At 55.7% G+C, this 14,747-nt stretch carries 9 protein-coding genes and 3 pseudogenes; 3 read left to right on the top strand and 9 right to left on the bottom strand.

Translation table 11 applies throughout. The features are described 5' to 3' along the window. Positions 1-123: 123 nt before the first annotated feature. Entirely contained in the window at positions 124-780 is a 657-nt protein-coding gene (gene rpiA / locus ACTBDU_RS12650; RefSeq protein ID WP_438806698.1) for a ribose-5-phosphate isomerase RpiA, read from the bottom strand. 184 nt (positions 781-964) lie between these two features. On the opposite strand from rpiA, the pseudogene ACTBDU_RS12655 reads away from it, so the two are divergent. Then, positions 965-1,849, top strand: a pseudogene (locus tag ACTBDU_RS12655) (LysR family transcriptional regulator ArgP); the annotation flags it as partial. A 250-nt stretch (positions 1,850-2,099) separates the two neighbouring features. On the opposite strand, the pseudogene ACTBDU_RS12660 reads toward ACTBDU_RS12655, so the two are convergent. The 5 genes and pseudogenes from ACTBDU_RS12660 to pgk all read right to left on the bottom strand — a co-directional run bounded on the left by ACTBDU_RS12660 (position 2,100) and on the right by pgk (position 7,438). After that, positions 2,100-2,826, bottom strand: a pseudogene (locus ACTBDU_RS12660) (oxidative stress defense protein). 318 nt (positions 2,827-3,144) lie between these two features. Beyond that, on the bottom strand, positions 3,145-3,429 hold the full coding sequence (locus ACTBDU_RS12665; RefSeq protein ID WP_438806699.1) for a LysE family transporter: 285 nt from the start codon (positions 3,427-3,429) through the stop codon (positions 3,145-3,147). Between the two features lie 344 nt (positions 3,430-3,773). Further along, entirely contained in the window at positions 3,774-4,745 is a 972-nt protein-coding gene (gene mscS, locus ACTBDU_RS12670) for a small-conductance mechanosensitive channel MscS (RefSeq protein WP_438806700.1), read from the bottom strand. A 340-nt stretch (positions 4,746-5,085) separates the two neighbouring features. After that, positions 5,086-6,162 (bottom strand): class II fructose-bisphosphate aldolase, encoded by a 1,077-nt coding sequence (gene fbaA / locus ACTBDU_RS12675; RefSeq protein ID WP_438806701.1) that lies wholly within the window; start codon positions 6,160-6,162, stop codon positions 5,086-5,088. Between the two features lie 112 nt (positions 6,163-6,274). Continuing rightward, complete coding sequence (pgk, locus tag ACTBDU_RS12680) at positions 6,275-7,438, bottom strand: phosphoglycerate kinase (protein ID WP_438806702.1); 1,164 nt, start codon at positions 7,436-7,438, stop codon at positions 6,275-6,277. A 939-nt stretch (positions 7,439-8,377) separates the two neighbouring features. Between pgk and fliB the strand changes: the two genes are divergently transcribed. Then, entirely contained in the window at positions 8,378-8,962 is a 585-nt protein-coding gene (gene fliB / locus ACTBDU_RS12685) for a flagellin lysine-N-methylase (protein WP_438806705.1), read from the top strand. A 455-nt stretch (positions 8,963-9,417) separates the two neighbouring features. On the opposite strand, the gene speB is transcribed toward fliB, so the two are convergent. Both speB and speA read right to left on the bottom strand, forming a co-directional pair. Continuing rightward, the gene (gene speB / locus ACTBDU_RS12690; RefSeq protein WP_438806706.1) at positions 9,418-10,341 is read right to left on the bottom strand and encodes an agmatinase; all 924 of its coding nucleotides are present in this window, start codon (positions 10,339-10,341) and stop codon (positions 9,418-9,420) included. 19 nt (positions 10,342-10,360) lie between these two features. Then, positions 10,361-12,274 carry a biosynthetic arginine decarboxylase gene (gene speA / locus ACTBDU_RS12695; protein ID WP_438806703.1) on the bottom strand — a complete coding sequence of 638 codons (1,914 nt, stop codon included), beginning with the start codon at positions 12,272-12,274 and terminating at the stop codon, positions 10,361-10,363. Positions 12,275-13,158: 884 nt separating this feature from the next. On the opposite strand from speA, the gene metK reads away from it, so the two are divergent. Continuing rightward, positions 13,159-14,313 carry a methionine adenosyltransferase gene (gene metK, locus ACTBDU_RS12700; RefSeq protein WP_438806704.1) on the top strand — a complete coding sequence of 385 codons (1,155 nt, stop codon included), beginning with the start codon at positions 13,159-13,161 and terminating at the stop codon, positions 14,311-14,313. 106 nt (positions 14,314-14,419) lie between these two features. On the opposite strand, the pseudogene ACTBDU_RS12705 reads toward metK, so the two are convergent. After that, a pseudogene (locus ACTBDU_RS12705) lies at positions 14,420-14,747 on the bottom strand (integrase core domain-containing protein); the annotation flags it as partial.

Here is a 14,747-nt window from a genome sequence, read left to right on the forward strand (position 1 = left end):
GCCCGCAAGACCGCAACTGTGCAAATGACACCCACACACCAGGGTGTAACAATAACACCAATCATCGTATTTTTATGGACCTCGGCGACGGCGTGCGGTCAACTCCGCACGCCGACGATCGGTTTAGCTAATGATTTTGACGCCCTGCTCGCTGCCGATAAGCGCCACATCGGCGCCGCGACGCGCGAACAGGCCAACGGTAACCACGCCTGGGATGTTGTTGATTTGCTCCTCAAGCGGCACCGCATCCATAATGGCCAGATTGTGGACATCCAGGATGATATTACCGTTGTCGGTCACCACGCCCTGGCGATAAACCGGCGAACCGCCCAGGCGAACCAATTCGCGAGCCACCCAGGTGCGAGCCATGGGGATCACCTCCACCGGAAGCGGAAAGGCGCCGAGCACGTCCACCAGCTTGCTTGCATCGGCGATACAAACAAACTTACGCGCCACGGCGGCGACGATTTTTTCGCGGGTCAGCGCAGCCCCCCCGCCTTTGATCATTTGCATGCTGCCGTTAATCTCATCGGCGCCATCGACGTAAATATCCAGAGAATCCACCTCATTCAGGTCGAATAACGGAATGCCCAGGCTTTGCAATTTGGCAGACGATGCCTCGGAGCTGGATACCGCCCCGTCGATTTGGTGCCTGACGGAGGCCAGCGCGTCGATGAAATGCGCCGCGGTAGAGCCGGTCCCCACGCCCAAAATCGCACCGGGCCGGACATATTTCAGCGCGACCCAGGCCGCCGCTTTTTTCAGTTCATCCTGCGTCATGGTCTCTTTTTGCCCGTATGCAATTCCGTGTGGGCGCCAGTATAAATCAATCTTCGCGGCAACGACGTGAAGATTACCACAACCTCGGCCGCACGAGGCCGTGAGTCGAGCGCGAGACATTGCGCACGCAATTGTGTAAAACTATGGCATAGTGCAGGGATATCATGCTGACAGGGGAAGATGAATGAAACACCCAAATTATCGGACGCTTCAGGCGTTTGACGCCGTAATACGTGAGCGCGGTTTTGAACGTGCCGCGCAGAAATTGTGTATTACCCAGTCGGCCGCGTCGCAGCACATTAAACAGCTGGAAAACTTGTTTGGCCAGCAGCGGGTGGTGCGCACGATCCCTCCCACGCCCTACTGAGCAGGGACATAAATTACTGGCGTTGCTGCATCAGGTGGAATTGCTGGAAGAGGAGTGGCCGGGCAAGGATACCGGCAGCGATACCCCTTTGCTGCTGTCGCTGTCGGTTAACGCCGACAGTCTTACGGCCTGTCTACTGCCGGTGCTTAAATCGGTGCTGAACGATTCGCCGACCTGATTAAATCTACAGGTAGAAGACGAAACCTGTACCCAGGAACGCCTGCGTCGCGGCGAAGTGGTAGGCTCAGTATTCAACCCCAGCCGCTCCCGAGCTGCCTGGTGGACCGACTAAGCGCGCTCGATTATTTGCTCGTTGCGTCGCCGTCGATCGCGGCCCGTTACTTCCCCAATGGCGTCAGCCGCAGCGCCTTACTCAAAGCGCCCGCTGTGGCGTTTGATCATCTCGACGATATGCACCAGTCCTTCTTGCAGCAAAACTTTGATCTCTCTCCCGGCAGCGTCCTGTGCTATATCGTTAATTCCTCGGAGGCCTTTGTGCAGCTGGCACGACAGGGCACCACCTGCTGTATGATCTCGCATTTGCAAATCGAACGCGAGCTGGAGCAGCGCGAGCTTATCGATTTGACGCCGGGTTTGTATCAGCGCCGCATGCTGTACTGGCACCGTTTTGCGCCGGAAAGCCGTATGATGCGTAAAGTGACAGACACCTTGCTGGACCATGGTCATCAGGCCCAGCGTCAGGCGGCCTGTGCGCTGTGGGGGCCATCGCGCCCGGTCCCGGTCAGCCGTGTACTCCGCCATGCGCGCGCCGCGTGCGGCGGTACGATAAAGGCCCTCCTGCCGTGCTCAACGCCTGCAGGGCCGGCGCGGTTAGCCCTTCTCCGGCGTGTTGCACTGCGGGCGGGCGCAGTTAACCACTTTCCACCGTGCCGAACTGCGATCGAGCGGGCGAGATGAACAACCACGCTACGCCGACCCTGATGCGGTGAGATTAGGGCTGCGGCTTCATTTCAAACACGACGTCCACCTGATCGTCGAAGTGAATCGATTGCTGGGCATAGGTTTGATCGGCATCGACCTGGGCGGAGGCGCTGGTGGCTTTGAACATCCGCACCACCGTCATCGGCTGGTAGTTGGCGACATGATAGCAAATGCGGTATACCGGCCCCAGCGAAGCGTGGAAGCCTTCCGCCAGCGCCCGCCCCTGCGCCGTAGCGTCATCAATCGCCTTCTAACGGGCCTGAGCGCGATATTGCTCGGGATTAGCTACGCCCAGATCCACCGAGCGGATTTTATTCAAGCCCGCCTTTAGCGCGCCGTCCAGCAATTCATTGAGCTTATCCAGCTGATGCAGGGTCACCTGCACCTTGCGCACCGCTTTATAGCCTTTCAGCACTGACTCGCCGGTTTTAAGATAATCGTATTCCGGCTGAGTACGTAAATTGGCGGCATTGATATCTTTACTGGCGATGCTGTCCTTCTTGGGGAAGTCGAAATATTGCGCAACGCGGTCAGCGGCCTGCTTTATTAGCATCCGCCGCATCTTTGGACGAAATGGACACCTCAATAGACGGCGTGGCAATATTCGGCGTCGCATTGACGGAGGGTGTCCCCGAGGCGACAACATGCGGTCCCTGCGGCAATTCGGCCGCCAAAGCCGGCATGATATGGGCTCCCAGTTCTACGATGGCGGTCAACACCAGTGCTTTTACCTTCACGCTTCCTCCCGGGGAATATGACTTGCTGAATGTGTAACGTAACCAAGTATATCATCCCCCTTTTCCCTCGAGGGACAACGTTATTTGCAGTTTTTTACCATTACGTTTATACCAGTTGCCAGCCTATCCTGTTGCCGATGATCAAAACTATAGGATAAGTTCTGAATAGCGTCGATGCGGCACGGATTGCTTAAAAAGCAATCAGCAGCCTGAACATCCACTAACCCGTAAAACCAGACCAGTGAAGCGCTGATATGGTGCCGCCGGCAAACCAGCCGCGATCCGCAGGCGCCAATTGGCCGGCGTCGCTGCCGAGTATCACCACCGTGTCCGGGTAGACATGAAGATTGGCCAGGTCACCGCGAGAATGGTCAATAGCATTCTACGTCGGCTACTGCCGGCGGTTGCCCGCTTATCGCCCTGCGTCACTGCGCCGCCGAACACCCCCGCGCAGATAAGCAACAGATCGCTGATGAAACACAGCGTCGCGGCCAGCAAAAAATATTGCCGTTGTATCCCCTGATTCATCACCATCACGTTCTGCGGCCCGATAGGCACAATCAAGGCCATGCCGAGAAAAAATCCTTGATGAACAAACGTCACATATGCCGCCCTGCTGGTTGCCTGTTGAGGCGGGCAGTTTACCGGCCGTTCGGTGGCGGTTGAAGTGGAGTGATCTTATCCCCGATAAGCGGCATTAATGTATGCCCCCGCGCCGGAGGGGCGCGGGCAAGGGGAAATGATAATTTGGCGTGCGACGGTGCGCAATGAGACCCAGGCCGCTCAGGAAAACGGTTCAGGTGCCTTGCGCAGCGCCCACAGGCTGACGGGACGCAGGTATCAGGGATGGGAAATACCGCGTCGCCGGGCATTTACCGTTGCCAGGCGACGACATGCGGCCCCACCCTAACCTGTCTTGGCGGCGCACAGCACCCTCTAGCGCCGGCTTAGGCGACTGCCTTGCCGGTATCCGCGTCGGGCTGCGATTGCACCTGCTGGCTCTCTTCCTCGGCACGGGCGGCGTCCGATGAGGTCGCGGCGCTGGCCGTTTGCTGCTCCTGCTCAGCCCGCGCTTTCGGCGTACGATAGAGATGCACATCCATCTGCGGATAGGGAATACCGATCTGATGCTCATCCAGCGCAACCTTGGCTTTTTCCAGCAGGTCGAAAGTGGCGTTTTGCTGATCGCGGCGCGGAACCCAGGCTCGCACCATGAAATCCATCGAGGACGGGCCAAGTGCATTTAACCGCACGGTCAGGCCCATATCCTGAATCACGCGGTTATCGGCGACCAGAATATCGGTAATCAGCTTCTTCACGACATTGATATCGGCATCATAGCTGACACTGATAATGGTATCGATTAACCGGTTCGGCTCTTGGGAGAAGTTGGTAATATTGCCGGAAAGGATTTTGCTATTGGGCATCACCACAATCTTGCCGTCATAGGTTTTCAGCGTGGTGGAGAAGATCTGCACCACCAACACCGTACCCGAAGTGCCAGAAAAATTCACATAGTCGCCGGCGTGGAAATGGCGGAAGGTCACCAGCAGCACCCCTGCCGCAAAGTTGGACAAGGACCCCTGCAGGGCCAGACCGATAGCCAAACCGGCGGCACCGATAACGGTGATAACCGAGGCGGTTTGTACGCCTATCCGGTTCAGGGCGGCGATAAGGGTGAAAATCACGATGCCGTAGCGCAAAATCGCCGAGACGAAATCGGCGACCGTGGCGTCGATGTGGCGCGCCTTCATCATCCGATTCAGTGTACGGGCGACGATCCGCGAGATAAGCAAACCGCTAAACAGGATAATAATCGCGGCGACGATATTGACCGCGTAATGGATCAGTAACTCTTGGTTATTAACCAGCCAGTTGCTGGCATGATTGATTTTATCAACAACGTTTATATCTTCCATTTAGGTTTCCCGCTCTGGTGTATTTCAAAGCCCCCTCGGCCTGACGCCGATGACAAGACAGTATTAAGCCTATACCACAACGACCTATCGTGCCAATGGCATTGGCAAAACGGGTGCGATGTTTCATGGGGTTAATAAAGCCTGCGGCCCTTGTCATCTCTGAGCGTTGCCCGCCACGATAGGGCGTCAGCTCCCGGCTCAGACCACAAAAAAACCGCGCCATCCAGAGGAGAGACGACTTTCCGGTGGATAGCGCGGTGGTTAACGTCCGACGTGCATCACGGCGGGAGAGAACACATGCCCCACACCGCGCTGCCCGCGTGGTGTGGGGGCCACTCAGTTACAGTACGTCGATAGCGTTCAGTTCTTTAAAGGCCAGCTCCAGGCGCGTCGCCATGGAGGCTTGACCGGCGCGGATCCACACACGCGGGTCGTAGAACTTCTTGTTGGGTTTATCGGCGCCTTCCGGGTTGCCCAGCTGTGCCTGCAGGTAACCTTCGTTCTTCTGATAATACTTCAGAATCCCTTCCCAGGTGGCCCACTGAGTATCGGTATCGATATTCATTTTAACCACGCCGTAGCTGACGGCTTCCTTGATTTCTTCCGGCGTAGAGCCTGAACCGCCGTGGAAGACCAGATTTAGAGATTTGGCCGGCAAACCAAATTTTTCCGACACGTATTTCTGCGAATTATCCAGAATTTTTGGCGTCAGCTGGACGTTACCGGGCTTGTAAACGCCATGAACGTTGCCGAACGCGGCCGCAATGGTGAAATGCGGGCTGATGGCATGCAGTTTTTCATAGGCATAGGCGACATCTTCCGGCTGGGTGTACAGCGCGGAGTTATCCAGATGGCTGTTGTCCACGCCGTCTTCTTTGCCGCCGGTGCAGCCCAGCTCGATTTCCAGCGTCATATCCAGCTTGGCCATGCGCGTCAGATATTTCGCGCTGATTTCGATGTTCTCTTCCAGCGACTCTTCGGACAGGTCGATCATATGGGATGAGAACAGCGGTTTGCCGGTGGCGGCATAGTGTTTCTCGCCCGCGTCCAGCAGTCCGTCAAGCCACGGCAGCAGCTTTTTGGCGCAATGGTCGGTATGCAGAATAACGGGAATGCCGTAGTGTTCGGCCATATGATGCACATGCAGCGCGCCGGACACCGCGCCCAGGACAACCGCAGTCTGGCCTGCGGCTTTCAAGCCTTTGCCCGCGATAAAGGCAGCACCGCTGTTGGAAAACTGCACAATGATCGGCGCGCGCACCTTGGCGGCCGCTTCCAGCGCGGCGTTAATGGAATCGGTGCCTATACAGTTGACGGCGGGGAGGGCAAAGTTGTTTTCTTTCGCGATAGCGAACACTTTCTGAACGTCATCACCGGTGATGACACCTAGTTTAACAAAATCTAAAATCTTAGACATATTACTTTGTCCTGTTTTGTAGGCCATTAAAAGGGGTGACTTCTCACCGCGGCCGAGCCTGTGTATCAGCCGCGGCGACGGCGAACGCCGGTGGCGTCCGCCCGCTCAATACTTATTGTTTCGCGCGTTCTTCAAGCATGAGCACCGCGGGAAGTTTCTTGCCTTCGATAAATTCAAGGAAAGCGCCGCCGCCAGTGGAAATATAGGAGATTTGATCGGCAATGCCAAACAGGTCGATGGCCGCCAGGGTATCCCCGCCGCCGGCGATAGAGAATGCCGCGCTATCGCCGATAGCGCGGGCTACCACCTCGGTGCCTTTACGGAAATTGACGAACTCGAACACGCCGACCGGACCATTCCACAAAATGGTTTTGGCGTTTTTCAGAATTTCCGCCAGGCGGGCGGCGGAAACATCGCCTAAATCCAGAATCTGTTCATTGTCTTGAATTTCGCTGGCGGATTTCAAGGTTGCGGTCGCGGTTTCAGAAAATTCGGTAGCGACGCGAACATCGGTCGGTACGGGAATATCGCTGTTTTCCAGCAGGCGTTTGGCTTCCGGGATCAGGTCAGCTTCATAGAGCGATTTACCGACGTTATGCCCCTGCGCCGCAACGAAGGTGTTGGCGATGCCGCCGCCAACTATGAGCTGATCGGCAATTTTCGATAGCGAATCCAATACGGTCAGCTTGGTGGAGACTTTTGAACCGCCAACGATGGCCACCATCGGCCGGGCCGGGTTATCAAGCGCTTTGCCCAGCGCTTCCAGCTCATTGAATAGCAGCGGGCCGGCGCAGGCGACGGCCGCGAATTTACCTACGCCGTGGGTGGAGGACTGGGCGCGGTGGGCGGTACCAAAGGCATCCATCACGAACACGTCGCACAGCTCGGCATATTTCTTCGCCAGGGCTTCGTCATCTTTCTTTTCGCCCTTGTTGAAACGCGTGTTTTCCAGCACGACCAGTTCGCCCTCGGCGACATCCACGCCATCAAGGTAATCTTTGGCCAGACGCACCGGCGCGGAGAGTTTATCTTTGAGATAATCCACCACCGGCTGCAGAGAAAACTCGGCGTTGTATTCCCCTTCCGTCGGGCGTCCGAGATGGGAGGTCACCATGACGCGCGCGCCCTGTTTCAGTGCGGCTTCGATAGTAGGTAGAGCGGCGCGGATACGCGCATCGGACGTCACTTTCCCGTCTTTAACCGGCACGTTCAGATCGGAACGGATAAATACACGTTTACCAGCCAGATCCAGATCGGTCATCTTAATTACAGCCATGGTGAACCCTCTTGTTTGATGCTTGCTAAATTGTCTGAGCGGCGGGGAATGGCTTTCTCACACCGGACCAATAGTCACTTGCGGCCCCGTCTATTCAATACTAATGGGCCAGGCCTGATTCTTTGACATATTAAACGCTTAAACGTTGTCCTATGCCCGCTCACCGCGGCGGGCGACCTGCCTGCGACGCGCAAAGCATGTCAGTATGACTAATAATTCTCTGTTATCAACTATAATCACGAAATAACGCCTGTGCCCGCTTTTGTCATCCGCTCGGGGAGTAAGACTGCACGCAACATCACTTGCCGGGGTCCCGTCCGCCGCGATCGCCAAGCTGATGACTGAATCGCTTCATCTAAAATAATCAAATCTGCTCGCGGCAGGAATAAATTTGCGGATTTTGTGATACAGATCTTTTTAATGGCGCAAAATTATCGCGCCGGGGCCATGACAATTCCAACAATGCCGTCTACTGGCCGACGGTCTGTTAACCGCTCTGGATACGTGTTAGCCGTCACGACCGGGAGACGAGCGTGCTGAGGTGCTGAGGTGCTGGGGTGCCGGGGACTGGCAAGCCTGAACACCCGGCTAAAACGCTGCCAGAGGAGTCCTCTGCCGGCGGTCGTAAAACGATGTGCTTTCGTCGCGGTCTTAAGACGATTGCCGGGCGACCTCAGCTGATAACGTGCCCCCTACTTTCCCTAATACCAGAATCTACTGCATGAAACTGCATCGTGAGATCACGCCTGTGTTTTATAGAAATTTTAAATGCCGAGGCGAGCAATGCCTCTCCCACTACTGCCGCGGGTGGGGGATTCATATAGATAAAAAACCTACAAAATCTATAAGGCTACTCATCAAATTGAAGTGAAAGATATTACCGAAAAATATCTAATTCCCCATAGCTCAGAACAGCATACTCAGCGCTACGTCTAATAGATCGCGCTAAAAGAGGATGGCGATTGCCCTTTTCTCAACCCAAAAAAACTGTGCAACATCTACTTGACGCTGGGTTCGAATGCATTGAGCCGAACCTGCCAAACCTATCCACGCATTGAAACGTCCATCCAGAGTTATCGTCAGCATTCATTAAGTTTGTCGTGTCCGGAAGTGGTCCGCCTGGTACTGTTTGATCCCGATGCCTTAAAATATGAGGGAAAAACCACCGTTAAACGCACTAAAATCACCGAGTCTGTCGGCAGCACTCGGCGAGATGACGTTACCCAGGAGCAGCAGATTATTCAGTTATTCTGCCGCCATCTGATTATGGCGCACAGCCCCTTTATCGAAGACAACCTGTATGCTTTAGTACAGTTTATGATCTTCTTACAATCGCTGAATTATCGGGTGGAGGAGAATTACCCGCGGGTGGAAAGTCTGTTTACTTCGCTCGTCAAGGAGTTGACCGACGGCCAGATTTATCAAAAAAGAAAGGCTATCACCACAACGGCCAGACACCACTTCAAATTCTCTTTGCTTTTGGTGATGCTGCGTTTTTTCACCAACTCGGGACGATCGCGATAACATTTATTTTCCTCGGTTGGCGATACAATGCAATTTTTTGGTCTGCAAGACGAAACGTTGCAGGCGGCTATGCCCGAGAATTGGCAAATAGTTGGATAATGAATGGAGAAAACTGCTTAATGACAGTTGCCTGGCCGCGCCGTATCGGAAGAAGAGGTTCAGTTAACTTTTAGTCATCGCCACCGTGATGATGCACTCCGCCCATTTCCGGGCCCAGCTTGATGCGCTCATCGATAAACTGAATTATGGCGATGACTTGTCGTGTCTGCTGTTATTGAACTAGACCTTACACGCGGGCAAACGGCGTGGCCGACTGCGGCACGGGTGAAAGCAGACAGGTCAAGTCGTTTGCCACGGTGGGCGCAGAAGCGGACGTCGCGCAAGTCCCGCGCCTGGCGCACCCTTAGCGCGTGCTGACAAAATCTCAGGGGTTATCCAGCACACCGTCTTTCCCGTCAGTCGTCGCCGCGCTTGGCGCCCTGGATGTAAAGCATTTCCAGCGCCAATGTGGCGGCAGCCAGTGAGGTGATCTGCACCTGATCGTAGGCCGGCGCGACCTCGACGATATCCATACCAACGATATTCAGCGGTTGCAGCCCGCGCACCAGCTTCAACGCCCGATCGTTGGTCAGGCCGCCGATAACCGGCGTGCCGGTGCCGGGCGCCGCCGAAGGATCGAGACAGTCGATATCAAAGGTCAAATAGACCGGCAGGTTACCCACAATCTGCTTCACCTGTGCCAGGATGTCATCAACGCTGCGGTCATTAACCTGTCCCGCATCCAGCACGGTGAAACCGTTATCGCGTTCAAACTCGGTGCGGATGCCTATCTGCACCGAATGCGCGGGGCTGATTAACCCTTCGTTTGGCGCATGATAAAACATGGTGCCATGATCGAACTTGCTGCCGTTGGCATAGGTATCGGTGTGGGCGTCAAAATGCACCAGCGCCATTTTGCCAAAGTGCTTGGCGTGGGCGCGCAGCAACGGCAGGGTAACGAAGTGATCGCCGCCGAACGACAGCATCCGCTTGCCGGCCGCCAGCAGCCGCTCGGCGTGGTCCTGCAATTTATCGCAAAAATCCTGCACATCGCCGAACTCATACACCAGATCGCCGCAATCGACAACCTTCAAGCGCTTACGCACATTGAAATCCCAGGGCCAACGGCAGCCTTCCCAGGCGAGGTTGGTGGAAACCTGGCGTATCGCGGCGGGCCCGTGCCGGCTGCCGGCACGCCCGGAGGTGGCCATATCGAACGGGATACCGGTGATGACCCAATCGGCGTCCGTGGCATAGGGGTTGAATTTCAGCGGTAGACGTAGGAAACCAAAAGCATTCGATACCAGCGAGTTATCGTAATTATAACCCAGGGTCGTCATTTTCATTCCTTACTTAACGTTATTCATCTTCCAGATAAGTGTAACCGTACAGGCCCGCCTCGAATTCCTCCAGGAATTCACTTTGCAGTCCAGCATCCAGATCGGTGTCTTTCACCTGGTCTCGGAAACGGGTCAGCAACACGTCGGGATCCAGTTGCACATAGCGCAGCATATCGGCGACGGTATCCCCTTCGTCCGACTCGTTCAATTCCATGCTGCCGTCCTTGAACACATACACATCGACGGTCGCGGTATCGCCGAACAGATTATGCATGTTACCGAGGATTTCTTGGTAGGCGCCCACCATGAAAAAGCCGAGGGCCGGCGGATTATCGGCATCATAGGGCGGCATCGGCATGGTGGTGGCGATGCCGTCGCCATCAACATAATGATCAATGGTACCGTCAGAGTCGCAGGTAATATCCAGCAGCACCGCACGCCCTTCAGGCGGTTTATCCAGCCCCGCCAGCGGCAGAACCGGGAACAATTGGTCGATACCCCATGCGTCCGGCATTGACTGGAACAGCGAGAAGTTTACGTACAGCTTATCCGCCATACGTTCCTGCAATTCATCGATAATCGACCGGTGGGCGCGATTACTCGGGTCGAGCTGGGTCTGGATCAGGCGGCAAATGCTGAGATACAGCTGCTCCGCCCAAGCACGCTGCGTCAAATCCAGCATACCGTGGGTATATTGCGTATGAACATCATGCAGATCCATCTGGCTATCGTGCAACCATTCACGTAACGAACGGCGGTTGCGCGGCTCTTGCATCTCCTGCCAGGTCTGCCACAGGCTTTCCAGCGGGCGCGGGGCGTCCGCCTCCGGCGGGTGCGGGTCGCTGAATTCATTGCGCTCCACGCCGATAACATTCGATACCAGCACGGTATGGTGCGCCGTTACCGCCCGCCCGGACTCGGTAATGACCGTTGGGTGCGGCAGCCCGTATTCATTACAGGCATCGCCGATGCCCCAAATGACATTGTTGGCATACTCGTTCAGGCCATAATTGGCCGAGCCGTCGGATTGAGAGCGGGTGCCTTCATAATCGACCCCCAAACCGCCGCCGACGTCGAAACATTCAATATGGACCCCTAGTTTATGCAATTCAACATAAAAACGCGCCGACTCACGCACGCCGGAAGCGATATCGCGAATATTCGATAATTGGGAACCCAAATGGAAATGCAATAATTGCAGACTGTCCAGCAGGCCTTGCGCGCGCAGTAGATCGACCAATTGCAGTACCTGCGCCGCTGCCAGACCGAATTTAGACTTCTCGCCGCCGCTGGATTGCCATTTGCCGGAGCCCTGAGAGGTTAGACGGGCGCGGACGCCAAGGCGCGGCACGACATTTAGCCGCTCTGCCTCTTCAAGCACCAGTGTAATTTCGGAAAGTTTTTCAATCACCAGATAGACTTTATGGCCGATTTTCTCGCCGATAAGCGCCAGACGAATATATTCCCGATCTTTGTAGCCGTTGCAGACAATCACCGTGCGGGTCATGCCGGCATGGGCGAGCACCGCCATCAGCTCCGCCTTGGAGCCGGCCTCCAGACCCAGGGGCTCACCGGAGTTGACCAGCGACTCGATAACGCGGCGGTGCTGGTTGACCTTAATCGGGTAAACCAGAAAATAGCCGCCCTGATAGCCAAAAGAATCCCGCGTGCGCTGGAAAGCGGCGTTAATGGAACGCAAGCGGTGTTGCAGGATCTGCGGAAAACAGAACAGCGCCGGCAGACGCTGGCCGTCGGCTTGACGCTGTTTCACCAATTCGGCCAGATCGACGCACGATTCGGGGAAGTCCGGATCTGGGCAAACGCTGATATGACCTAACTCATTGACGTCATAGTAGTTATTGCCCCAGTACGTGACGTTATAGGTTCGCAGCATTTTACTGGCGTCGCTGTCGTTCATGGCTACCTCCTGCATTGAGCGCAAAGTGTCTTGTCGAGCCGCGCCGCGCGGCTCCGCGGGTTCGGTCGCGAGTCAGTCATGGCGGCATCCTCCCCGGACGCGAAGCCCGCTTGCCGGCCCTAATCAGGTAAGCGCCGGCAACGGAATCCTGCCCGCCCGCGCGCAACGAGAGCGGCAAGAAACGCCACCAAACGCCGCCGGTGTCCGGTCTATCCAGACAGTAATTGTAAAACACCTTGGTGAACTTCGTGCTACAGGATGGCGTTCCGCTATCAATTAGGATCGCATGAAAGGCCGACTGACCCGAAATCAGAACTCCGCGGCACTTAGCCGGCCCGGGCGTCCTGAGCCGCTCCGGTCCGGGTGGCGACTTCGACAAGAAAGGATACACGCGGCGCCGGTGGCGCAGGCGGCCCGACGCGCCACACACGGGAGAAGGGGGGCAGAAACGACTGGCATCGTACGCATCATGAATCCTGTCTCCTGAGCAAACACGGTCCGCAACCGGGGCAGGAAATTGAGTGTAAAAGGTTTGTGCGCTTTTTCGGTTAATTTTTACGTTACCTGATGTTAGCGCGCGCGATTTTATATCGCCGCAGGTGTAAAAAGCAAAATAAAATTGGCCTATGTCACTTTATTGACATTTTTTGTCCTTTGTAGTATCGGGCTGATTTATTTCAGCCAAAAAATTACTGGCGTTCAACCAAGACCCTACCCTAAAATAACCATCCAGAAGTTAATCCTTCTATACTGATTAACTGTTTTACTGCTGAACGACAGTTTCCGGGGGAGGCAGCATGACGCGTACCGTCATCATCAGGGCATCGTGCAGTGCGGGTGCCCCGTCTCCCCAGCGCTACGCAGTCATTTCCGACCCGCATCCAAAGGTAAAAAGACCAATGGCTAAACAGCTATTTACATCTGAATCTGTTTCAGAAGGGCATCCTGATAAAATCGCGGACCAGATTTCCGACGCCGTGCTGGACGCCATTCTGGCGCAGGATCCCAAGGCGCGCGTCGCCTGCGAAACCTATGTTAAGACCGGCATGGTCCTGGTGGGCGGCGAAATCACCACTAGCGCCTGGGTGGATATCGAAGAATTGACGCGCAGCACTATCCGCGAGATCGGTTACATCCATTTAGATATGGGGTTTGACGCCAACTCTTGCGCCGTGCTGAGCGCCATTGGTAAACAGTCTCCGGATATTAACCAGAGCGTGGATCGCACCGATCCGCTGGAACAGGGCGCGGGCGACCAGGGGCTGATGTTCGGCTACGCCACCAATGAAACCGATGTGCTGATGCCGGCGCCGATCACTTACGCGCACCGTCTGGTGGCGCGCCAGTCACAGGTGCGGAAAAACGGGACCCTGCCCTGGCTGCGTCCGGACGCCAAAAGCCAGGTCACCTTCGCCTACGACAACGGCAAGGTAGTGGGTATCGCCGCCGTGGTGCTGTCGACCCAGCATGCCGAAGATATCGCCTTGCCGCAGTTGAAAGAAGCGGTGATGGAAGAGATCACCAAGCCGGTTCTACCCGCGGAGTGGCTCTCCGCCCAGACCAAGTATTTTATCAACCCGACCGGCCGCTTTGTCATCGGCGGCCCGATGGGCGATTGCGGTCTGACCGGCCGCAAGATCATTGTCGACACCTACGGCGGCATGGCCCGCCACGGCGGTGGCGCCTTCTCCGGCAAGGATCCGTCCAAGGTGGACCGTTCGGCCGCCTATGCCGCGCGCTACGTGGCAAAAAACATCGTTGCAGCCGGTCTGGCCGAACGCTGTGAAATCCAGGTGTCCTACGCCATCGGCGTGGCTGAGCCGACCTCCATCACCATTGAAACCTTCGGCACTGAAAAGATCTCGGCGGATAATCTGACGGCGTTGGTGCGCGAGTTTTTTGACCTGCGTCCTTACGGGCTTATCACCATGCTGGATCTGCTGCAGCCAATTTACCGTGAAACTGCTGCCTACGGCCACTTCGGCCGCGAGCATTTCCCGTGGGAGAAGACCGATAAAGCTGAACTGCTGCGTGACGCCGCCGGCCTGAAATAACGCGCGTTGTCGCGCACACAGCAGCCGTAATAACCGCTATACCGCAACGGCGATCGTTACGATCGCCGTTTTTTTATGCCCGTAGTGAAAGTGGTGTTTGTAGTGGTCAACTAAAACTGGCCACCGCGTTAGAGTTTTTCCAGTATCTATTTTCTGATTCGTTTGGTGGCAACCCACCGTTATATTCATGCGGCCTGAGTGCGCTGTAATATCCCACGATATAATCGGTAATTTTATGAGCTGCTTCGCTGAAGCTGTTGTAACCCTTTGTCGGCACCCATTCTGTCTTCAGGCTGCGGAAGAACTACTCCATCGGACTGTTATCCCAACAGTTACCCCGCCGACTCATGCTTTGTTTGATCCGGTAACGCCACAGCAACTGTCGGAACTGCCTGCTCGTATAGTGGCTACCCTGATCGCTGTGGAACATCACT

The organism is Sodalis sp. (in: enterobacteria) (assembly GCF_051710625.1).
Taxonomy (GTDB): Bacteria; Pseudomonadota; Gammaproteobacteria; order Enterobacterales; family Enterobacteriaceae; genus JBPESN01.

Coding starts and splice junctions, on each gene's coding strand:
- speA (WP_438806703.1), bottom strand. CDS start 12,274: ATGCAGGAGGTAGCCATGAACGACAGCGACGCCAGTAAAATGCTGCGA.
- mscS (WP_438806700.1), bottom strand. CDS start 4,745: ATGGAAGATATAAACGTTGTTGATAAAATCAATCATGCCAGCAACTGG.
- metK (WP_438806704.1), top strand. CDS start 13,159: ATGGCTAAACAGCTATTTACATCTGAATCTGTTTCAGAAGGGCATCCT.
- fbaA (WP_438806701.1), bottom strand. CDS start 6,162: ATGTCTAAGATTTTAGATTTTGTTAAACTAGGTGTCATCACCGGTGAT.
- speB (WP_438806706.1), bottom strand. CDS start 10,341: ATGACGACCCTGGGTTATAATTACGATAACTCGCTGGTATCGAATGCT.
- pgk (WP_438806702.1), bottom strand. CDS start 7,438: ATGGCTGTAATTAAGATGACCGATCTGGATCTGGCTGGTAAACGTGTA.
- rpiA (WP_438806698.1), bottom strand. CDS start 780: ATGACGCAGGATGAACTGAAAAAAGCGGCGGCCTGGGTCGCGCTGAAA.